Genomic DNA, 19,903 nt, shown 5'->3' with positions numbered 1-19,903 from the left:
GGCGGGCCCTACTCGCCGCGGTGCGACGGCAGGTGCCGGCCGAGGTGGCCGATGTAGATCTTGTGGGTGCGCGCGCAGTCGTCCAGGTAGTGCAGGCGCGGCGCGGGCGAGGTGCGTCCCGGCTCGATGCGTATGTGAGCGCCGAAATAGCTGAATCCATCCGCAGCCACCGTTGGGGGAACCGGGAAGGTCCTGGCTCGGCGGAACTCCAGATCGGCCGCAGTCAACGCCGTCTCGCCGGTCGCCACGTTGTGGGGTGAGATCCGCGGGTGAGGGTGCTGCTCGAGCCACACCCGGAACGCTCCGGTGTCGCCGCCCGCGCGGTAGTCGGCATAGTCCTGCAGCATCAGCAGGGAACCCCAGGTGCGGGCTCGCCACACGGGAGCCTTCGTGTGCTTGTCGAGGGCGGCAGCGGGGGTGACGAGATCGTCGTTGAGAACGAGGCGGTCGAACTGTTGGCGCGCAGCGTCGATGAGGTCGTGAAATGAGTCGAAGACCGGGTCGGGTTCGGCGGGAGGGGCTGGCTCGTCGATCGGAGGCGGTGACAGCTGGACGATCGACGTTGCTGGCCGGGGCTCGTTCTCGGCCACCTGCTGCGTTCAGCTCGTCCAGCGCGTGCTCGAGCTCGCGGATCCGCCGCCGCGACTGGCTCAGCTCGGCGCGCACCTTCGACAGCTGGGCGTTGATCTGTGCCGAGTGAGCACGAGACTGATCGGCCTGCGCCTGCAGGGCCATGGTGTCGTCGTCCTCGAAGAGGGACGCGTCCTCCAAGGTGTCGGCCGTGGCGGTGGTCAGGAAGTCGTGCACGTCGCGTGCTGAGGCCTCGAGGCCGGTCTCGACGGTCCGGGCCAGGCGCCGACCAGCAGCGGCGTCGGTGACATCGGTGACCCGGAGCAGATCGGTCAGCTCGGTCGGGGTGCGCTGCAGGACGCAGATGCTCTCTGCGGCGAGTGGCCCGATGTCGTGTGCCGCCAGGAATGCGTCGAGCTCGGAGGCGACGGCTTCGCTGATGCCCAGCACGCTGACGGCGCTACGCATCGGCAGTGGCACGGCCCGCTCGGCAGCTTTCGTGGTGGCACCGAGTGCGCCGCGGTCGGTCCTGACCAGGATCACGACTGAGGGGACGTTCTGTGCCATCCACTTGTCGAGTGCGGGCCGGACCTCCCACGGCCGGTTGGGGAAGTTGGCCGCATTCAGGATGCGGCAGGCTGGCCGGTGATCAGGTCACGGGCTGTCCCGGTAGGAATTCCAGCCGCTTCGAGGACGTCAGTGCACCGGTGGGTGTCCGGTGGTCATGTCGAGCCCGACGAGGACGACGACGCCGGCGTCTAGCCCACCTCGCGTCGGGCGCCGGGTCATGGTCAGTGCATTGCTGGCGCCGAGCGAGCCCACCTGCGTCCGGATCGTCACGTAGCTGACGGTTGATGGGCTGATCAGTCGCTGTGTCGACGTGCTCACGGCGTCGTTGTCAGGGCGAGACGAATCGAGGGCCGCTATGAAAGCGGCGTGATCGGACGCCGACATCTCAACGGTGCCGCCGTATCTCAGAACAGTGATGTCATATCCCGGGTTAGTCGTAGCCGTCACATGCGCCGGATCGTCGAGCGCATCTGGCAGGTACAACGACAAACTTACCCGAAGGTCACATCGCTTCTCGTGCCGCCTCGACGTTGCTGGAGGTAAGACGTTTTACCCGGCATGCCGGACGATTTGTCTGGTCAGCAGGTGCTCGGAATTGTCAGCGCCTTCGACCCCGGGACGATGCCGGGGGTGGCCAGGACACGAGTGTCGCTCCGCTGCTTCACGCCCGACTTCACGGTGCTCTCCACGGTCACCGTCTTGCCCGGACCCAGCTCGACGGTGACCTGCATGACGCCACGACCGTCGTGGGTGGCGGGGAATGCCACGGTCTTCTTGCCGTCGATCGTCAGGCCCGTGACCTTGCCGCCGTCTGGCGCATAGACGTAGAGGTTCACCAGCATGGTCCCGGGCGAAGCGCCAAATCCGGGCCCTTTGATGGACTCAGGCAGGTCGGCGGCGTCGGCCGGGGCAGTCGAGGCGAGGGTCGTCACGGTCTCGTAGGTCTGCACCCCTTCTGCGGTGCACTTCATGGCCTTGCCGGTCACGTCATAGTCGAGGTAGTACTGCATCTTGGCGCCGGTCGCGTCGTTCAGGTAGAAGCCGAGCGTGGACTGCGCTGCCTTCTGGGTCGGTCAGCTTCCCCCGGCGAGGGCGGTACCGGCTCGCTGTGACTGGGTTGCCTTGTCCTTCGACCAGACGGCGACACGACGCTCGTTGGTAGCCCGCGTCAGGGCCGACAGCACCTTCGTCGGATCGCCGGCTCCGTCGAGCACCTTGGCGAGGATCTGGTCGGTCGCATCGGCGAAGAAGGCATCCTGCTCCTTGCCGTCGGGGTAGTTGACGTACACGCTGTTGAGCAGCACATCGACCGCATTGCTGTCGGTAAGGACGGTGCCGTCCGGCAACGTGATCGGACCAGTGCCCTTGAGGATGTAAGACAGTGTCACCGGATCGAGCGACACGACACCGTCAACGGCGATGTCGCGCTCCTGCTTCAGGATCTTGGTGCCGATCGAGGCCGCCCGCGGGAAGTCGGGGGTGAAGTTGATGTTGCGGAAGTCGCGCACCAGCCCAGGCCCGAACAGCTCGAGCTCTTCGTCGGAGATCGAGGTGACGTCGTCTGGCAGATCCCCCATAGATCCCCCGTTGCCCTGCTCGCCGAGAGCGATCTTGCCGTCGTTGACGGTCAGGATCGCCCACGCGCCGGGGAGTCCGCCGGTGGCGCGGATCTCGGCGTTGTTCTGGAAGAGGAGCAGGTAACGGTGCTTCCCGTTCAGCATGCCCGGCGCGATCGCAGAGGCAATGCTCGCACGCGCGGCGATGTCCGCTGCGGAGCCGATCTTGTCCTGAGCGTCGCGCACTGGCTTCTGCACAGCGCCGAGCAGAGAGTCGGCGTCGATGGAGTTGATCTGCTTGGCCGCAGCGTTGATGACGCCCGACGACTGCTTGACGTTGGGTGCGAGCTTCTCGATGGCGGCCACGTCGATCGTTCCGCCCTGAGGGTTGAACGTCTTGGCATTGAACTCGCTCGCCACGTCGACGAGCGGCGGCAAGCCGTTGTCGGCGATGTCCTTGACCGCAGTGGTCACGGTGCGCACTGCGGCGATGTTCTTGCCCACGAACGGCACCTTGGCGGCGATGGAGAAGATCGGGCTGCCAAGAGTCGAGTCGGCGCTGTCGACGTTCGCCTGCATCGCGGCGAGCGCGGAGGTGGCGCGCGGCCCGTCGCCTGCGGTCAGGGCGTCCTGCAGTGCAGTTGCTTGGGTCGTTGCCGCATTGAGGTCATCTCGGGCAGACGAGAAGCTGGACGTAGGAGTAGGCGCCCACTGCGGCAAGCGCGATGACAGCGATGCCGCTACCGATCCAGAGTTTCTTGCCTGCCACGTGATCTGCTCCCGAGAGTTCAGGCAAGGACGCCTTGCCCGGTGTACTTCACCGCTGGATCTTTCGCATACAGCCGAAAGGGTGGGACCGCCTATGGCGGCCCCACCCTTGTCATGACGGCTGAAGAATGGTGCTACTTCTTCTTGACCGTGATGCTCTTGGACTTGCTGCTGGCCTTGTAGACCGAGTCCTTCTTCGGGGTGTAGGTCGCGGAGATGCTGTACTTCTTGTTCTTCTTGACCTTGGGGGCCTTGAACGACACGCTGGTCGAGCCGTTGGAGATCGACTTGGTGATGGTCTTGCCGTTGAACTTGATCTTGATCGTGCCGGCGACCTTGCCGCTGCTGCCGCTGGTCTTGACCTTCACGGTGAAGCTCTTGCCGCCCTTGACGCTGCCCGGCGCGGAGATAGAAGTCGTGCTCTTCTTCGTGGCGGTGGTGTTCACGACCGTGATGCTCTTCGAACCGCTGCTGTTCTTGTAGACCGAGTCGGTGGCAGCGGTGAAGGAGGCGCTGATCGTGTACTTCGTGTTCTTGGAGACGCTGGGTGCCTTGAAGCTCACGCTGGCCGAGCCGTTGGAGACTGACCTGGTGACGGTCTGACCTGCGAACGTGACCTTGGTGCTTCCGGCGATCGCTGCTGCGTTGCCGCTGGCAGTCGTGACCTTGACGGTGATGGTCGAGCCCTCGTTCGCACTGCTGGGCGCGGAGACGGAGGTCGCTGTGTTCACAGTGCCGGGGTAGGCCGCCTGAGCGGGGCTGGTGAATGCGACAGCGCCGAGCACGAGGCCGAAACGTCGCGAAGAGCGCAGTAGTGGCTTTCTTCATGGCAGGTCCTTTTTCTTGGTGTACGAGCCGAGTCTGTTCAAGAAAATTCGTGAACCGTCTTGAGAAAAAAACAATAGCGACAACCGGGCACGCCAGACGAGTTGGAAACAGAAAAGTTACGAGTCCGGCGGGTGATATGAGTCACATTGACTGCAAGGGCTATCTCTTGCTGGCAGGACTCTTCCGCTTGGTCGGTCCTGCCTCGGGTCCGTAGCCGTAGCCGTAGCCATAACCGTAGGCATCGCCGCCGGTGGCTTTCGCCATCGTCAGGATCACTCCAGCGGTGTGCGCGCCGACAGATTCGAGTCGGTCCTGTGCGGCCGTGACCTGGTCGACGGTCGTCTTCCCGTGACGGACAGCCAGCAGTGCGCCGTCGACCTGGGCAGCGATCAGCGCGCCGTCGGTGACGGGGAGCAGCGGTGGCGAGTCGATGAGGACGATGTCGTAGTCCTCGCGCAGATCGGCCAGCAGCGCTGCCATGGCCTTGGACTTCAACAAGCTCGGCCGGGTTGGGGGGCGTTGCACCGCTGGCCAGGACGGTCAGGTTGGGATGCGCCGTGGGTTGCAGGACATCGGCCAGCTCGGCTCGACCGACAAGCACCGTCGTCAGGCCGACAGCGTTTTCGAGACGGAGGTACTCGCTGACCTTGGGACGGCGGAGGTCAGCCTCGACCAGAACCACTCGCTCGCCGCCTTCGGCCAGCACCAGCGCGAGGTTGATGGCGGTGGTCGTCTTGCCCTCGGCCGGCAACGGCTCGTGACGACAAAGACCTTGTGCGATTGATCGGGGTCGACGAACTGCAGATTGGTACGCAGCACGCGGAATGCTTCGGTGCGGGGTGCATAGGTGTCGAGCGAGGTCACGAGCGGAGTGTCAACTGCTTCGCTGTCGTAGCCGATGGTGCCCAGCACCGGCGCATCGACGAGGTCGTCGAGCTGCTTGGCCGACTTGATGGTCGAGTCGAGTGTCTCCGCAGAACAGCGATACCTGCGCCGACCAGCAGGCCCAGTACGAGACCAAGCGCGATGTTGCGGCCAGGGTTGGGAGAAACTGGGGCCGTCGGCTGAGAAGCAGGGTCAACGACGGTGGCCTTAATGGTCGCTTCGTCCTTGCCTGGCGGTGTCTCAAGTTCGGCGACGTAGGCGACGAACTCTTCCGACACGGCTTCCGCGAGCTTCAGCTCGCGAAGGAGAAGGGTCGGTCACATTGACGGTGAGAATCACAGTGTCGATTGCTGAGCTCGCCGTAATCTGACCTGCAAGAGTGCCCGGGTCCTCGTCGAGGCCGAGCCTTTCGATTGCCTTGCGAGCAATAACCTCGCCAGTCAGCAAGTTTGCGTATGACTTCACCCGTTGCAGCGAGAATTGACCGCCCTGGTTGGCCTGCGCATCGTCGGTTGACCCTTGCGTGGAGACGAAGAGGCGGGCCGACGATGTGTACTGAGGTGTCGCCGTCCACGTAAGAATGGAGGCCGTGCCCACCGCGATGAGACTACACAGGGCGATGAGGATCCAACGGGTTCGCAAGATTCTCAGATAGTCACGCAGGTCCACCGTTTCTCCATCCGAGACTGGATTTCTTGGTTGAGTTCAGTGAGTGTAGCGGGGGGTGATTGCCAGTGCCGACGTCGCGCCGGACTTATTCCGCGAGTAGCGCTAGTAGGTAGTCGCCGTAGCCGCTCTTGGAGAGTTTCGAGGCGCGGTCGCGAAGATCGCTGTCGCTCAGGAACCCAAGACGCCAAGCAACCTCCTCCGGGCAGGACACCTTTAGTCCTTGTCGCTTCTCGAGGCTTCTGACGAAGTTCGACGCGTCGTTCAGGTCATCGAAGGTGCCAGTGTCGAGCCACGCGGCTCCGCGAGGGAGCACGTCGACCTTCAGGAGGCCAGCATCAAGATAGAGCCGGTTTAGGTCCGTGATCTCCAACTCGCCTCGGGAAGATGGTTCGAGCGTGCGTGCAAGTTGGACGACGCTGTTGTCGTAGAAGTACAAACCGGGCACAGCGTAATTGCTCTTGGGCTGTTCGGGCTTCTCTTCTAACGAAAGCGCATTGCCGTCATGGTCGAACTCGACTACGCCGTAGGATCGTGGATCCGACACGCGGTAGCCAAAGACGTACGCTCCCTCTATGTCGGCGAACCGTTGCAGGTCGGTCCCGACGCCGGTTCCGTAGAAGATGTTGTCTCCGAGGACTAGCGCCACGGAGTCCTCACCAATGTGGTCCGCGCCGATGATGAAGGCTTGCGCGAGGCCGTCAGGCGATGGCTGTTGCGCCCAACTGATCGAGATCCCGAACTGCGACCCGTCTCCTAGGAGCCTCTCAAACAGCGGTGCCTCGTGCGGTGTCGTAATGATCAGGATCTCACTAATTCCCGCAGCGATCAGAGTCGAAAGAGGGTAGTAGATCATCGGCTTGTCGTAAACGGGCACGGCTGCTTACTGATTCCATGGGTCACGGGGTGCAAGCGTGAGCCAGTTCCGCCAGCCAGAATGATGCCTTTCATGTGGTGAAGCGTACGGCTCACGGCAGGGCGAAGAGCTACTTCTAAAAGTAACCTCAACCACATGTTCAGTTCCTGTGGCGGCGGTGCCGGGTTTGGTGGATTGAGTTTCGTGCATGACCGTTGACCACGCAGGCTCAACTTTCAGGGTCATCGAGTTTCCCGCAGCAAAACTTGCTCCGATTTGGGCCGGTCGTCCCCATAGTGGTGACTTCGAGACTGGTCCGCGCAACGACCATCGAGTGCCGGGTCAGTGAACCTTGGTGGCAGTCTCAGAAAGCCGCTACTGAGTTCAAGTGCTGCGTGGTAGGTCGCTGAGCAGTCAGGTTTCGCGCTGGAGTTCGGTCGCACGACAAAGCTTCTGGTCTGCTGAGTGACGAGAGCCCGTGAGAGGCGGATGACAGCCGGGCTGGCAGTGACATCTGTCACGGTTGACCAAGAGGCATCAATGATTTTTTCGAACCTCGCGCCCCGTAGGCTGGCTCCGATGACGTGAGGGAGGTGTCTGAAGGGTGCTGAAGCAAATGAAGATTGCAGCCACGCAAGCTCGCGAACGGTGGTCACAGGCACAGTTCATGTGGGCGTCGCTCCGAACGATGAAGTGGTCCAAGAACGCGCCGAAGGCAGTCCTTCTGGGTTCGCCGTTCCACTCAAACCTCGGAGACCAGGCGCAAACACTGTGCACAGAGGATTGGCTGGCGCGTGCGTATCCGAACTTCAACGTGGTCGTATTCGATACTCGGTCCGCAACGGTCGCGCGACGACTCCTGTTGAGAATTGCCAGCAGGTTCATCGGGCCGTCGGATGTGATCTTTCTTCACAGCGGCTACCACACCACTGACATCTACCCGCTCGAGATTGAACTACAGAAATGGACAGCCTCCCGGTTCAGTCTGAATCAGATAGTGGTCCTGCCGCAGACGATCAATTTCGTTGATCCGAAGGAAGAGGCGGCGACAGCCTCGGTGTTCAATGCTCACCCCAACCTCGTGCTTATCTGCCGCGATAGTGAGTCGCATGGTCTGGCGCAGGAAGCTTTCGGCGGCACGACTATCTACAAGTATCCCGACATGGTCACCTCACAGATTGGTACTAGAAGGTTCGAGGGACCGCGCGAGGGTATTCAACTATGCGTTCGAAGCGACGTTGAATCGGTGTATGTTGCGTCAGGTCTGGTCGACGCCTTGACAGAAGGGCTGAACACAATCGGTCCCACTACAGTCACGGACACCAATTCGAAACTTGATGCGATCCATATTCGTAGGAAGCTTCCGGTCAGTCATAGAGGCATCTTGGGCCGATTTCTCCAATTACCAAGTGACGGTGACTGACCGATATCACGGCGTGATCTTCTCACTCATTTCTGGCACGCCAGTGGTCGTGTTGGAGTCGACAGACCACAAACTGCGATCAGGCGTGCAGTGGTTCCCGCCACAGATCTTTGGAAACATGATCCGCTTTGCCGGCTCGGTAGAGGAAGCCGTCCAGGCCGCTGAGCACTTTTACTCGGCGGACTCCCCGGTGCCCTGCCGCCCTACTTCGAAGATGAGTACTTTTCGTCTCTGGCAGATCAACTCGTCGGCGGTCTGGCGCTGGAACCCGGACCGTGAGGTGAGGTCATGAGTTGGCATCTGAATGAAGGAGTCCAATGCGTTTGATGCGCCGGACGCGACGGCAGTCAACGGTCGATCAAGCGGGCTTTCGAGACTCAGTACTTCGTGGCGGATACGACGTGGGGAGCGGAGCTCTGTCGGCCGCAGATCCTTCGGTACGCACGGTGCTAAATGGCGCTGGCTTGTATGAGAGCATGCCTACATCGTCAGCGGACCTCTCGATTATCGAGAGAATCAGCACGATGTCAGACAGACGGTCCTCAGACGAAGACGCGATCGCCAGCCGTCTGTTCAGTGGCGGTGAAGGGGTGACCTACGCGGAAGTTGTTGGACACCACACCGGGCTGTACGCAGGGTACGTGGCCGAAGGGGAGTTTTCGAGCGAACGGCAGTTCTGGCGGATTCGTTACGTGGATTCTGAGTGAACTGCTGACTCAAGGGAAAATTGACGGCGTCGTGCATGTGGGCGAACAGTGGGGCGAGGATGGAATCCTCTTCAGGTATGAGATTTCCCGCACGATCGCCGAAATTAATGCACGGTCTAAATCGCGGTACTACCCGGCCGAATTGAGCGCGGCGCTTGGTGAAATTCTTGAATCGCCGGGCCGGTACGCCGTCGTCGGTATTCCGAGTGTGGTGAGCGAAGTGCGATTGTTGGCTGAGAATCACGCCACCTTCGGGGAACGGATTGCATTTGCAATCGGTCTCATCTGTGGCCACCAGAAGAGTACGAAATACGTTGAGAGCTTCGCTTGGCAATGTGGAATCAAGCCTGGTGATCTACGAGATTTTGACTTTAGGAAGAAGAAGCAGCGGTCCTGCTTGGGACTACGAGATGGAGATGACCGGACTTGTAGGAGGGGAGGTTGTGACTCTCCGGCGGGCCCAAAGCGAACTGTTCGGAAGCAATTGGGGGCACGGCTTCTTCAAAGCGAAGTTCTCAGACTTCACAGATGATGCTCTCAATGAAACAGCCGACGTTGCGGTGGGGGATGCCTGGCTTCGCGACTATGACACCGACAACCTCGGAAACAACGTGGTGATAGTCCGAAACCCCTCGATTCAAGCGATGGTCGACGATGCAGTTGCGGATGGCCGCCTACGTTTTGACGCAATTTCGGTGTCCACGGTCCTTGCCTCGCAGAGGGGCTCGTCCATCACACCCGTGACGAACTTCAGTATCGGCTGGACAGGGTAGAGCGAGCGGGGCGCTGGCGACCGCAACGTCGAGTTGGTGGTGAGGTCAAGATCCCGCGAACACGTCGTCTGATTCAGAATGCGCGGACTCGAATGGCCGAACAGAGTCATCTGCACTACGAAGAAGCGGTAGCGCGAAACGACTGGTCCTATTTCGAGCAACGAATGAAGCCGCACGTTCGGTGGTACGAGTTTCTTTATCGTGTTGTGGCCCTACAGAGACTGCAACAACGCGAGGGTGTCTCGGGTGTCGCCAAGCGCATTGCTCGGAAACTGGTTGCATCCAGATGACGATCCCGATCGGAGACGAGTCAGAGTCTGAACGGGCAGCAGTTGAGATCTCAGTCGTAATCCCATGCCGGAATGGGGCTATGACGCTCAAGGAACAACTGGATTCGCTAGCCGCCCAACAGACTGAGTATGTGTACGAAGTGATCGTTGCGAACAACGGGTCTACGGATTCCACTGCTGACCTGGTTGCCAGATATGCCACGGAGCATCCGCACGTGAAACTGACTGATGCATCGGAGTCGAGCGGTATCAATGTTGCTCGAAATGCGGGGGTCCGATTTTCGCGGGGCAAGTATGTGCTGCTGTGCGACGCAGACGATGTTGTGCATCCTGGTTGGATTCAAGCCTATGGCGAGGCGTTCGCAGAAGGAGCGACTTGTGTTGGGGGCAGGCTTGATCGTGAGTTGCCTGACGGTACGGTTTTGTCACGGCAAAGCGAACTGAGCCGAACAAATTTTTCGGCGATCGCGTATCCCGTCGGCGCCAACTGTGGGTTCACCAGAAGCGTGTTCGAGGAACTCGGCGGGTTCAATGAGAGTTTCGCTGGGGGCAGTGACGAGATCGAGTTTTTCTGGCGTGCTCAAGCTGCAGGTCACCCAACCTTTCTAGTTCCAGGTGCTGTCATTTCCTACCGAGTGCGAGCAGAACCGCGCGAATTGGTGCGTCAGTACTACAGGTACGGGCGAGGCAACGCGCGGTTGATCCGAGAGTTTGGAACGAGTTCGCAACTGCGCCGCGAACTACTCCTCTTCCCGTTTCGATGGCTACGGGCCCTCGCCGCGATGACGCTCAGTAGGCCTCAATCAGCGAGAAGGCGGGGTGGGCTCGAGGGATTCGGATTCCAGCTGGGAATGATCGGTGACTCCGTGAGTCGGTCGCGCACAGTCTGCTCGAACCGTCTCCAGGCCGGAATCGATAGTCGTGCTGGTGAGTAGCGACCCCGAGATTCGCGCGTGAAGTCCCCAACGACCCAGCGTGCGCTAGTCGTCTACACGGCGCTGGCGATGGTGCAGAGGTCGATGTCGCTGTTGCTGTTGCCGTTCGTTACACGGGCAATGTCACCCCATGAGTACGGAATGGTCTCGATCATCGTCGCTCTGGGGATGTTCGCTTCGGTCCTCATGAGCGCAGCCGTGGAGCAGGCGGTCTTCAGGTCCGCTGCACGTGCAGAAATCGATCCCGATCAGCGCTCGACACTAGCGGCTGCTGCCGTTTGGCTAGCGTGGATTGGTCCGTCCATTTGCCTAGCAGTGGCCGTAGCTGTTTTGGTCACAGACCTTCGGATATTTCAGATCCCGGCTGCGTGCATCGCCATCGGCTTGCTTGCTATCGGGATCGGAATGTATCCAGGTGCATACGTACAGACGTGTTTGCGTGCGCAGCAGAGATTGCGTGGATTCGTACTGCTCGCTGGGACGTCGATTCTGATCGGCGTCGCAACAAAGTTTGGTCTGGTCATCGTTGGAGGACACGGAATCTGGGGATGGGTGCTAAGCGATCTGTGTGCCGCGTCGGCGACGCTCGTGGTCGCAGTGTTCCTGTTGAAACCGGAACAGTGGTCACTGTCCCGGGCCGGCTTCCTTCAATTGGCGGCATTTGCGATACCGATAGTCCCTCACGTTATGGCCTTTTGGGCGCTGTCCTCGCTGAGTCGCCCCCTCATGGCCACTGTCCTTCCGCTATCGGAGGTTGGGGAATTTGCCGTGGCATTCAACGCGGCAAATGTTGGAATGCTGCTCGCCGTGGAGGTGAATAGGGCGGTAGCTGTCGACTACGCGGCGGACTCACTGCCGGGTCCTTCGAGGCGGTTGGCCCGAATCGTCCGGTTACAGTTGGCAATCGCAGTAGTAGCACCGGTCTTGATCTGCGGTGCGAGCCGACCGTTCGTGGCCTGGGTTGTCCCCACCAGCGCCTACGGCAGCGTTGTGCCACTGCTCGCGATCCTTTCAGTGGCGCCGTATCTATGGACTGTCTACGTTCTCGCGATCAACTTCGTAACCATGACCGCAGGACGTCCGGCGTGGAACTGGACGGCATCGGTATCGGGCGCAACGGTGATGGCCGTTGGGACGGTCCTGCTCGGCAGCACTATCGGTGTGGAAGGCGTCGCGGTGGCACAAGTTGCCTGCTATGGGGTGATGGCTCTTGTGAGTCATTGGCTGCTCCGACGTATGAGTCTGGAGGTAGATTGGCGGCGTAGTGGGCTGACGCCAGCTTGGCTTCTTGTCGGCTTGGCTGCCATCTCTATAGCCGCGGTTCCCACCTTCTTTGACGCACGGGACGGTGTTTGGTTTGCTGCGGTCGCGACTTCTATCGCTCTTGCAGCTGGACTGCTACTCGCCGCGGTCCGGGAATCCTCGTACGAGACGTCACTAGATACATGAGTGACTAAGTATGGCTTCTTGACGAGTGCAGAGCCGTCATCCGGGACACCTGCTCTTCGACCTTGAGTTTGAGGTTGACCGCGCCACGGATTGAATGCGCCTGCCGCCGCAGGTCGCGTACTTGACGTTCGCTGATCGAGACAGCATCTAAGATAGCGTCCGCAAAGCGTTCAGCGTCGTCTTCTACTGCAAACGGCTCGAACCCACAGAGTTCAAGAATGCCCTCGGCGCCGATAGTCGTAGACACAACAGGCACTCCGAGTGACATTGCCTGGATGGTCTTGAATTTCAATCCGGCACCGCGACGGAGGGGGACGATGACACATGAGGCATCGCGGTATGCATCCGACATGTTCTTCAAGTAGCCGGTGACCTCGAAACCGGCAGCTTTAGAGTTCGCGAGCCAGGTCGGAGGGTGAGAACCCGCAAACCGAATCTTAATCCCAGGAATCGACTCGCGTATCCGGGGAACGATCATGTCTATCAGCCATCTTGCTGCCTCCTCGTTCTCCTGCCGCGCAAACGCAGCAACAAAGACGACGACAGGCGGGGAGCCGGACGCTGACGATGGGAAATCCGAAACGTCCAGTGTCTCGATGACAGGGGACAGTGACACTTGCGTCGGTGTGTATGCCCATCGCACGCATGTAGCCGATGTCGGCAGGCTTGAAAACGGCGACGTGGTCCAACGCGTTGATTGCGCGTCGCTCCCAGTAACAAACTAGGGGCGCCTTTAGGCGACTCTTGGCTCGCATCATGAATGTTGGCCCCAGAGTAGTGGCGCGCCTTACGCTTTGAGTCAGGAGATCATGGGCTGTTCCCACCAGAATTGCGCGAGGGAGGAGGTTGCGGAGCAAGGGGGCGTAGATCAGGCAGTCGTACCACTGAAGGTCAATGACCTCCGCGCTGCGCAGCCAATCGTTGTCGTCGTCGCTTAGACCGTGCAGGAAGGTCGTTCCGCGTACCGCATTGGCGCCGACTCCGTGGAAAAGGAACTGGCATTTGCGCCGGACCCAGGCTGGATTGCTGAATGTGCTCAAAGAAGTGGGTGCTGGCAGTGAACGCGATAGACCCGATACGTTCGCGTCGCTAGTTGGGGCGAATAGGCGCACCTCGTGACCGAGAGACACCAGCGCGGCAAGGTACTTTTCTAGGTAAAGGCCGCCGGCATGGTCGATGCCTTCATACGCCACATATGGGGCAACACAGGCAATCCGAATTCTGAGCACCTCCGTGGTGGCTTCTTACTTCCGCGTCCATCTGCGACTCCCCGGACTAGGCTCCACAATCCCTCGCAAACTTCACCGCGGAACCATCATCTTATCGGTGCAGTCGCACAAACTGGGGAGTTCGCACGCTTGGCCTTGAGAGGCTCGTCATACGGCGTGATCGAGCTACGTCTTAAGCGTTCCTGCAGGGACTCGCGACTGTGTCACCACGAACACGGACGCGAGGACCGTCTAGAATTCGAGAGGTCTGAGATGGACTTAGCGCACCGGCTCGTCGGGGAAGCCCTCCGAAATGAACTTGAGACCTGCGATGCATAGAGTCCCGATTGTCACTACGGCAAGGAGTTGGCAATGGGGTGCGCAACCTCTGATCCCACGAAGGCGAAAAATGGCTTTGGAGTCAGAGCTTCGTCAGTCATCCTTACCGTGTGTCTCGTTGCACTGGGTATCAATGCGGTCTTGATTCAAACGATCTTCTCTGATGATTCGGGTGCTAAGAGCGCGGTGCGAGTAGGTGTAGTCCTCGTAGCGTTCGCCATTCTCTTCCTGACCCGTCAGAAGTTACCTCGGTGGCTCGCGTTGCTGATACTACTTACGATGGTCTTGCTTCTGGCCCGGGGAACCAGGACCAGTTGTCGTACTTGTTTGTTCTGATTCTGGTTCCGGCGCTCGGAGTGCTGCCAGAGAGGCAGGTAGAACTATCGTTGGTGGTGGCTTCTCTCGTCTCGCTTGCATTGATCTTCCTTTTCTTGGTGAGCGGAGTAACCCAAGACGTCGTCCTGATGCCGAGAGAGCGACATACCTTTGGCACAGACGGAGTCCCATTCTTCTATAACGTTGTGTTTGGGGCAGCCTCACTTGTGATCCTGTACGTCTTTAAGTACAGGAAGCGGGGTCGCTGGGTCATTCTTGGGACGGCGCTACTGGTCGCGACCCAGCTCTTCTTCGCAACCGATGCGAGAGGCGGCTACTACGCGCTGCTCGGCTTCGTCGCGTTGCTATTCCTCATACCGACGCTCGCGCGATCAGCCATTGCGAGAACACTAGTGGCGATGTTTCCGCTCGTCGTGCTTGCGACCTCACTCTCACTCGTGAGGTTCTCTGAGGATGTCTCCGTCAATGAGTTCTTCAGCTATCGGCCTGCCTTGTATCAGCGCTTCATCCAGCGCAGCGGACTGGAGGACCTGCTATTAGCAACTCAGTGAAGCGCTTTGATCGTGGGTCAGAGATTGTCGACAATTCCTATCTCCACCTTCTGGTAGGGGGAGGGTTGGTGATGTCTTTGGCTTTCATCGGGATCTTCGCTGTGGCGACTGTTCGACTGTTTGAACGCCACAGACACATCGAGATCGCGTTCTTGGTTGCGGTGTGCGGATACGCAAGTTCTGAGAGCGTACTAGTCAGGATTGAGAATCCGTTCGTCATCTACTTCTGGTACTTGATCATTTCTTTCTCCCAGAAGCCTGCCACCTCTCAGGGCAGTGATGCGGAAGCTCACACCGGACCAGTAGTTAGCGGGCTAAATGATAGGGCCGCTCCAGATGGAAGTGCGGAAGCATGTCTTCAGGATCGCTGAAGGGCGAGTCGCAGTCGGCGCGCTCGACCAACAATGGAACCGAGGGCTAGCCGACCAAGGCTCAGCAACTGCGGACGACTCCATGTGCCGCGTGGCAAGGCAGGCTGGCTGTCTGAACCCAACGGAGCATGCCAGCGGGTGGCCAAGGCGAACTCGTCGCCCCATGTCAGATCAGGTTCTAAGTAGGCGCCCTCGGCCCACTCATTCCAAGCATTAATGAAGACCAGGCCAGAGCCTTCGCGAGCGTCCATTTCCTTCTGCCTGGCATTCGCAAGCCAGGCGCGGTAGGACTCCGGGGATGAGCCCACATAGATCGTCGCACTCTTGCCGCGCCGAGCAGTGTTGTCCCATCCAGGGGCCACGCCGTGATAGCGGGTGAATGAAGCGGGACGTCGATTCATGAACCGCTGCGCCAATCTGTCGTATGACAGAATTCGTCCGGCAAATTCACGACTAACGTTTCGCAGCGGGTGACGCCAAGCAGATGACAGGGTGTTGGACCCTACAGGAGGAAACTCCGTACATGCGTCGAATCCAAGCGGCTCCGGATTCATGCCCCACTTCGTCTCGGCGGCAACGAGGTGGAGTCCGGGAAAGCCGGCTTCCGTCGCAAGTCGACGCCACTGTTCGGCAACTCGTCTGGGCTCAGGTATCTGGTCTGCGCGATGAACCAGAAAGACAGGTTTGTCGTCAACGCGGACATAGGAGGGATGACTGAAGTAGGGGAGGAAGTCGGCGAAGATTTGATCGGCGAATCCATCTGCGTACGTTTGAGGCATTAGCACTTCGTTCTCCTTGCCGTCCCACCTGCGAGTCCAACTCTCGTTGGCCCAAGAGATGGTGAACGGAAAGTCAATGCCTGAACGGATGAACCAGTCGACCGGTGACTCGAGCAAGCGGTGCCCGTCGAACCAATATGTATAGAAGCAAAATCCGTCGACCCCGTTGTCTTGGGCTCTCAAGATCTGGCCCGGCATCGTATCGGTTGGTTCCGTTAGGTCGTAGTATCCCGTTGTTGTTGGTACACGCGGCTGATCGTGGTCTGCGTACTGGGGCTTTGCCTTGCGTACGTTGGTCCACTCAGTGAACCCATTCCCCCACCATCTGTCGTTCTCAGGGATCGCGTGAAACTGGGGCAGATAGAACGCAATTGTTCTGGGCCTACTGGCGGATGTCGTCACAGGTTGTCTTTCGGCGTAAGAGGTGCTGTCAGAGAAGGTGCTCGTTGTTAGACGTCGAGGGCCGTTTGCCAGAGCAGCGGCCCAATGTGATCGAACCTCTCGCTGCGGTTAACTCGACCGCGAGTGATCAACTCTGGATACGTGCGGTAGAACGTCCAAGCGGAGCGCAACTCCGCCTTCCAGGCAGATCGGTTGAGGGTAGTCGTAGCGCGTTGCCAGGTGTGGACCCATTCTGACCGGGGATCAAGGACGAGTTTCAGGTCGGCGTCCCAGGCGCGGAGCCCGATGTCGTGATCCTCGTAGTAAATAAAGTAGCGGTCGTCCCACCCGCCCAGGTGGTTGAAACTCTCGGTGGAGCCAGCGAGCGCCGCACCCATCAACCAGGCCACGTAGGTCGGTGTCTGAAAACCTGAACGTGCGTAGGAGGCGAGGTCGAAACCGGGGATTCTAATGCCGCGGTTTGCAAGCTTCGCCCTAGGAGTTGGCAGCCCGCGCGCATTCTCCTGATGCTCACCGCTTGGGTAGATGAGTTGTGGCGAGACCAGCGCTTGATTCAATTCACTCAGTTTAGCCAAACGAGGCAGTGATCTCGGATCAATCGTGACGTCTGGATTTACGAAGGCGACCCACGGCGACGTAACCTGAGCGAGAGCCAAGTTGTTGGAGGACTGAATCCAGCGTTTATGCTGCGACTTATGACGTCCGCTCCCAGGTCGCGCGCGACTTGGACTGAGTTGTCCTGGGAATTGTTGTCGACGACGATCCAGCGAATCCCTTTTAGGTCAACCCCCGACCAAGCAGAGGTGAGAATCTCCGCGCTGTTGTAAGTGACGGTGATGAGCGTCCAATCGCCCGGATCTGGTCTTGTTCCAGGCAATTGATCGGCTTTCATTCGAAGCTCCGCTTTCTAGTGGTCAGCATCCCAATGAGGTGTGAGATCCCGCGCGAGGGTGGAGTAGTTTTTCGAGCCACGCTTCGAACAATGAGGTAGCTAAGTCTCAAGGAAGGTGTGCCCTGCGCTATTAGCAAGAGGTCCTTCCGCTCGCGGCCGTTCAAATGGGACTCGACGCCGAATCGGTCGATTGAGAGTTGGGCCATGGAGACTCGCCACCGCCAGCGTTGTTCTCGCAGGTACTTGACCTTTTCACCGACGGTTGACCTGGCAGCGCCAACACGTGCCCACTTTTGAATTAGTGGAACGCTCCGAGTCTCCCCGATCACGTTGCTCGCATGTTGCACGTAGTTCTGAAGCGGTATGGAGAGCATTTCAACTCGTCCGTCCATTGCGGCGCAAAGGCCCAACCAATGGTCGTGATATGCGGCATCGGTAGGGCTTGGAAAAGGCACGGCGCGTGATACGACGGAACGCTTGAAGAGCGCAAAGCTTCCTGTGACGACGTTGTTCAGAATGAGATCGATTGGACCGGTGTATCGCCTGCTCGTAGTTCCCAACTGTTTTCCATCTTGGCTGACTACGTACGCCTGCGCGGCTATGAGACTAATCTCCGGAGAGGCCCGGAGTCTGGTCGTAAGTGTCCTGAGCTTATCCTGGGAACCACCAATCGTCCTGGTCCGCCAATGCAACCCATTCCGCGGTTGGGCTGACCTCCTCGACCAATCGTTCAAAGTTTCGGTAGAAGCCCACATTGGTTTCGTACATCGTTATCGAGAACCGAGCGTCTGTGCCGACCAGGCCCGCCAAGTAGTCGGCCACGGAGTCATCGCGCCCATCGATTCCAATGTGGCAGTCCCAGTCGGTTTCTGTCTGCATCGCTAGAGACTCGATCTGGGCGCGCAGCAGATCCCTATCCGGCTGGTAAATCGCTAAGCAAATGGCGCCACTCCTAGACATGATGTGTTGTCCTGTCGTAGTAGGGCTTTTGGCTCGACTTAGCCAGCGGCATCTCGCCGCGATTGCTAGTAAGCACCGTCGGAACCTAGTACGGCCCGCACAGTCCGCCAGAGAATCAATAGGTCAGCGGTCATCGACCAGTTCTCGACGTAGCTCGTGTCGAGACGGATGGCCTCTTCCCATGACAGGTCTGACCGGCCAGACACCTGCCACAGTCCTGTCATTCCGGGGCGGACGTGGAGTCTGCGATGGGCAGCATCGTCGTACAGCTCGACCTCTTCCGCTTGCTGAGGGCGCGGTCCGACAAGACTCATGTCTCCTTTGACGACGTTGATGAGTTGGGGCAGTTCGTCGATCGAGAAGCGTCGGATGAACCCGCCCACGCGGGTGATACGGGGGTCGTTGGTGATCTTGAAGAGGGGAGTGCCAGCAGTGCCCTGCGCATCGAGAAGTGATTGGAGTTGGGCGTCGGACCCAGATCGCATCGAGCGGAACTTGATCATCTTGAACGGCTTGCCGTCTCGACCGATTCGCTCGTGCTTGAAGAAGACAGTTCCAGGGCTAGTCAACTTGACCGCAACTGCGACTCCGAGCATCAGAGGTGAAGCCGCGAGAAGAAATGAATGTAGCGCCGAAGCGGTCGAACAGTGCCTTGGGCCAGCTGCCCGCCGAGGCGTACTGCGGTTCCTCGAGGTGCAGGAAGGACATGCCGGAGATGCCACGCATGTGCAGCCGGGCGCCAGCGACATCGACCATGTTCGGCGAGACCATGAGGTCGATGCCGGCGCTCTCCAGCTGCCACATCAGCTCTCGCAGGCCGTCGTGCCCCAGGTGCTCGGTATCGGTGATGATGACGGTGTTGGCGTTCGAGATCGTCAACGCTTCGGCGAGCGTGCGCTCCGTTCCCAGCACGGGGACGAAACGGTCCGAGACGTCGAGCCACTCCGGCTTTGCGTGTTGCCGGTCGGGCTCCCACACTCCCGTCACACGGAAGCCCGCGGTCTTGTTGGCGTCGAAGGTCTGCGCGACGCGGGTCGAGGATTTCTCGCCACCGATCATGAGCACCCGGGCGAGGCCGATCCCGCGATAACGCTGCTTGCGTAGCCACGTGCGCCAAACCTTCCTGCTGATGAGCAGGCCCACCATGCCGAGTGGGAACGCCAAGGCGAGGTAACCGCGTGAGAAGTCGGCCTTCACCAACAAAGACACGATCGCGAGCAGGCTAAAGGTGAAGACTGTCGCCCGAACGACCCGACGATATTCTTCGGCATCGTCGCCGAACAGGCGCTGGTCGCGGCTTCGGTGCGCGATCAGGCTCAACCACCACACGGCAACGATCACGGCGCCGAGCCGGTTGTAGTTGAGGCCGAAGGGCCCGCGAGCCTGTGCTTCTGCGCCAGCTCCGAACTTCGTGAACACTGCCACCAGGACGGCGAGCGTGAGCACGATCAGATCGGTCACCGCGAGTCTCGCGACGTGGCGCTTCTCCCATGCATCCCGCCCGACACGGATGTCCTCGGCGGCCCCGATGCGGGGGCGTCGACGGTTGGACCGGTGACCAGCGCGGCGGTCAGCGGGAGCGCGGGGGTCGTTCAGCGCAGGCTCCGCTGGATGCGTCACTGATCTCCCCTATGTGCGGCCCGAGATGCCGGAGTAGATGACTCAGGTATCGCGTCACTCCCTGAGCGATACCTGAGAAACAGAGTATTGGCGCGGGGGTGGTGCATGCGAGTGAAAAAAACAATTCATTTCAGGTTTTCCTGTGATGTGTGCCACAAGGATCCGTCGT

General features: G+C 59.8%; 22 protein-coding genes and 3 pseudogenes. 8 read left to right on the top strand and 17 right to left on the bottom strand.

All coding sequences use genetic code 11. From position 1 onward, the window contains the following. Positions 1-8 precede the first annotated feature (8 nt). Positions 9-590, bottom strand: coding sequence for a hypothetical protein (locus ACHMWU_RS25340; protein WP_396048201.1), 582 nt, complete (start codon positions 588-590; stop codon positions 9-11). Positions 591-615: 25 nt separating this feature from the next. Between ACHMWU_RS25340 and ACHMWU_RS25335 the strand changes: the two genes are divergently transcribed. Further along, on the top strand, positions 616-819 hold the full coding sequence (locus tag ACHMWU_RS25335) for a hypothetical protein (RefSeq protein ID WP_396048199.1): 204 nt from the start codon (positions 616-618) through the stop codon (positions 817-819). A 447-nt stretch (positions 820-1,266) separates the two neighbouring features. Here the strand turns inward: ACHMWU_RS25335 and ACHMWU_RS25330 are convergent, their stop codons facing one another. The 9 genes and pseudogenes from ACHMWU_RS25330 to rfbA all read right to left on the bottom strand — a co-directional run bounded on the left by ACHMWU_RS25330 (position 1,267) and on the right by rfbA (position 6,794). Further along, positions 1,267-1,458, bottom strand: a complete 192-nt coding sequence (locus ACHMWU_RS25330) for a hypothetical protein (RefSeq protein ID WP_396048197.1) — start codon at positions 1,456-1,458, stop codon at positions 1,267-1,269. A gap of 260 nt (positions 1,459-1,718) precedes the next feature. Continuing rightward, a complete protein-coding gene (locus ACHMWU_RS25325) occupies positions 1,719-2,150 on the bottom strand; it encodes a hypothetical protein (RefSeq protein WP_396048195.1) in 432 nt (143 codons plus the stop codon). 63 nt (positions 2,151-2,213) lie between these two features. Beyond that, on the bottom strand, positions 2,214-3,416 hold the full coding sequence (locus ACHMWU_RS25320; protein ID WP_396048193.1) for a DUF4012 domain-containing protein: 1,203 nt from the start codon (positions 3,414-3,416) through the stop codon (positions 2,214-2,216). A 182-nt stretch (positions 3,417-3,598) separates the two neighbouring features. Beyond that, entirely contained in the window at positions 3,599-4,195 is a 597-nt protein-coding gene (locus ACHMWU_RS25315) for a hypothetical protein (RefSeq protein ID WP_396048191.1), read from the bottom strand. A gap of 256 nt (positions 4,196-4,451) precedes the next feature. Then, positions 4,452-4,787 (bottom strand): hypothetical protein, encoded by a 336-nt coding sequence (locus ACHMWU_RS25310; RefSeq protein WP_396049313.1) that lies wholly within the window; start codon positions 4,785-4,787, stop codon positions 4,452-4,454. Between the two features lie 88 nt (positions 4,788-4,875). After that, a pseudogene (locus ACHMWU_RS25305) lies at positions 4,876-4,974 on the bottom strand (CpsD/CapB family tyrosine-protein kinase); the annotation flags it as partial. 178 nt (positions 4,975-5,152) lie between these two features. Beyond that, the gene (locus tag ACHMWU_RS25300; RefSeq protein WP_396048189.1) at positions 5,153-5,455 is read right to left on the bottom strand and encodes a GNVR domain-containing protein; all 303 of its coding nucleotides are present in this window, start codon (positions 5,453-5,455) and stop codon (positions 5,153-5,155) included. Then, positions 5,418-5,846 carry a YveK family protein gene (locus ACHMWU_RS25295; protein ID WP_396048187.1) on the bottom strand — a complete coding sequence of 143 codons (429 nt, stop codon included), beginning with the start codon at positions 5,844-5,846 and terminating at the stop codon, positions 5,418-5,420. Before ACHMWU_RS25295 ends, ACHMWU_RS25300 begins: the two co-directional genes overlap by 38 nt. Positions 5,847-5,931: 85 nt before the next feature. After that, positions 5,932-6,794: pseudogene (rfbA, locus tag ACHMWU_RS25290) on the bottom strand (glucose-1-phosphate thymidylyltransferase RfbA). A 521-nt stretch (positions 6,795-7,315) separates the two neighbouring features. Between rfbA and ACHMWU_RS25285 the strand changes: the two are divergent. The 6 genes and pseudogenes from ACHMWU_RS25285 (at position 7,316) to ACHMWU_RS25260 (ending at position 12,276) form a co-directional block, all read left to right on the top strand. Further along, a complete protein-coding gene (locus ACHMWU_RS25285; RefSeq protein ID WP_396048185.1) occupies positions 7,316-8,122 on the top strand; it encodes a polysaccharide pyruvyl transferase family protein in 807 nt (268 codons plus the stop codon). Further along, positions 8,037-8,414 (top strand): polysaccharide pyruvyl transferase family protein, encoded by a 378-nt coding sequence (locus ACHMWU_RS25280; RefSeq protein WP_396048183.1) that lies wholly within the window; start codon positions 8,037-8,039, stop codon positions 8,412-8,414. Before ACHMWU_RS25285 ends, ACHMWU_RS25280 begins: the two co-directional genes overlap by 86 nt. A gap of 314 nt (positions 8,415-8,728) precedes the next feature. Beyond that, a pseudogene (locus tag ACHMWU_RS25275) lies at positions 8,729-9,175 on the top strand (coenzyme F420 hydrogenase/dehydrogenase beta subunit N-terminal domain-containing protein); the annotation flags it as partial. A gap of 4 nt (positions 9,176-9,179) precedes the next feature. Further along, positions 9,180-9,602 carry a Coenzyme F420 hydrogenase/dehydrogenase, beta subunit C-terminal domain gene (locus tag ACHMWU_RS25270; RefSeq protein ID WP_396048181.1) on the top strand — a complete coding sequence of 141 codons (423 nt, stop codon included), beginning with the start codon at positions 9,180-9,182 and terminating at the stop codon, positions 9,600-9,602. A 286-nt stretch (positions 9,603-9,888) separates the two neighbouring features. Next, complete coding sequence (locus tag ACHMWU_RS25265; RefSeq protein ID WP_396048179.1) at positions 9,889-10,827, top strand: glycosyltransferase family 2 protein; 939 nt, start codon at positions 9,889-9,891, stop codon at positions 10,825-10,827. 18 nt (positions 10,828-10,845) lie between these two features. Further along, the gene (locus ACHMWU_RS25260; protein ID WP_396048177.1) at positions 10,846-12,276 is read left to right on the top strand and encodes a lipopolysaccharide biosynthesis protein; all 1,431 of its coding nucleotides are present in this window, start codon (positions 10,846-10,848) and stop codon (positions 12,274-12,276) included. Positions 12,277-12,280: 4 nt separating this feature from the next. On the opposite strand, the gene ACHMWU_RS25255 is transcribed toward ACHMWU_RS25260, so the two are convergent. Next, positions 12,281-12,892, bottom strand: a complete 612-nt coding sequence (locus ACHMWU_RS25255) for a glycosyltransferase family 4 protein (protein ID WP_396048175.1) — start codon at positions 12,890-12,892, stop codon at positions 12,281-12,283. 1,254 nt (positions 12,893-14,146) lie between these two features. Between ACHMWU_RS25255 and ACHMWU_RS25250 the strand changes: the two genes are divergently transcribed. Continuing rightward, positions 14,147-14,710: a hypothetical protein gene (locus ACHMWU_RS25250; protein WP_396048173.1), complete on the top strand. Its 564-nt coding sequence runs from the start codon at positions 14,147-14,149 to the stop codon at positions 14,708-14,710. A gap of 358 nt (positions 14,711-15,068) precedes the next feature. Here ACHMWU_RS25250 and ACHMWU_RS25245 read toward each other — a convergent pair whose 3' ends face one another. The 6 genes from ACHMWU_RS25245 to ACHMWU_RS25220 form a co-directional block, all read right to left on the bottom strand. After that, a complete protein-coding gene (locus ACHMWU_RS25245) occupies positions 15,069-16,262 on the bottom strand; it encodes a glycoside hydrolase family 99-like domain-containing protein (protein ID WP_396048171.1) in 1,194 nt (397 codons plus the stop codon). A 47-nt stretch (positions 16,263-16,309) separates the two neighbouring features. Beyond that, entirely contained in the window at positions 16,310-16,837 is a 528-nt protein-coding gene (locus tag ACHMWU_RS25240; protein WP_396048169.1) for a glycosyltransferase family 2 protein, read from the bottom strand. Between the two features lie 38 nt (positions 16,838-16,875). Then, complete coding sequence (locus ACHMWU_RS25235; RefSeq protein ID WP_396048167.1) at positions 16,876-17,154, bottom strand: glycosyltransferase; 279 nt, start codon at positions 17,152-17,154, stop codon at positions 16,876-16,878. A gap of 651 nt (positions 17,155-17,805) precedes the next feature. Next, the gene (locus ACHMWU_RS25230) at positions 17,806-18,114 is read right to left on the bottom strand and encodes a glycosyltransferase (RefSeq protein WP_396048165.1); all 309 of its coding nucleotides are present in this window, start codon (positions 18,112-18,114) and stop codon (positions 17,806-17,808) included. A gap of 65 nt (positions 18,115-18,179) precedes the next feature. Further along, positions 18,180-18,710: a sugar transferase gene (locus ACHMWU_RS25225; protein ID WP_396048163.1), complete on the bottom strand. Its 531-nt coding sequence runs from the start codon at positions 18,708-18,710 to the stop codon at positions 18,180-18,182. Continuing rightward, entirely contained in the window at positions 18,676-19,434 is a 759-nt protein-coding gene (locus tag ACHMWU_RS25220; protein WP_396048161.1) for a nucleoside-diphosphate sugar epimerase/dehydratase, read from the bottom strand. Before ACHMWU_RS25220 ends, ACHMWU_RS25225 begins: the two co-directional genes overlap by 35 nt. Positions 19,435-19,903 lie beyond the last annotated feature (469 nt).

This window comes from Aeromicrobium sp. UC242_57 (assembly GCF_044452305.1).
In the GTDB taxonomy this organism is placed as follows: domain Bacteria; phylum Actinomycetota; class Actinomycetes; order Propionibacteriales; family Nocardioidaceae; genus Aeromicrobium.
This window is presented reverse-complemented; position numbering and strand designations above follow the sequence as displayed.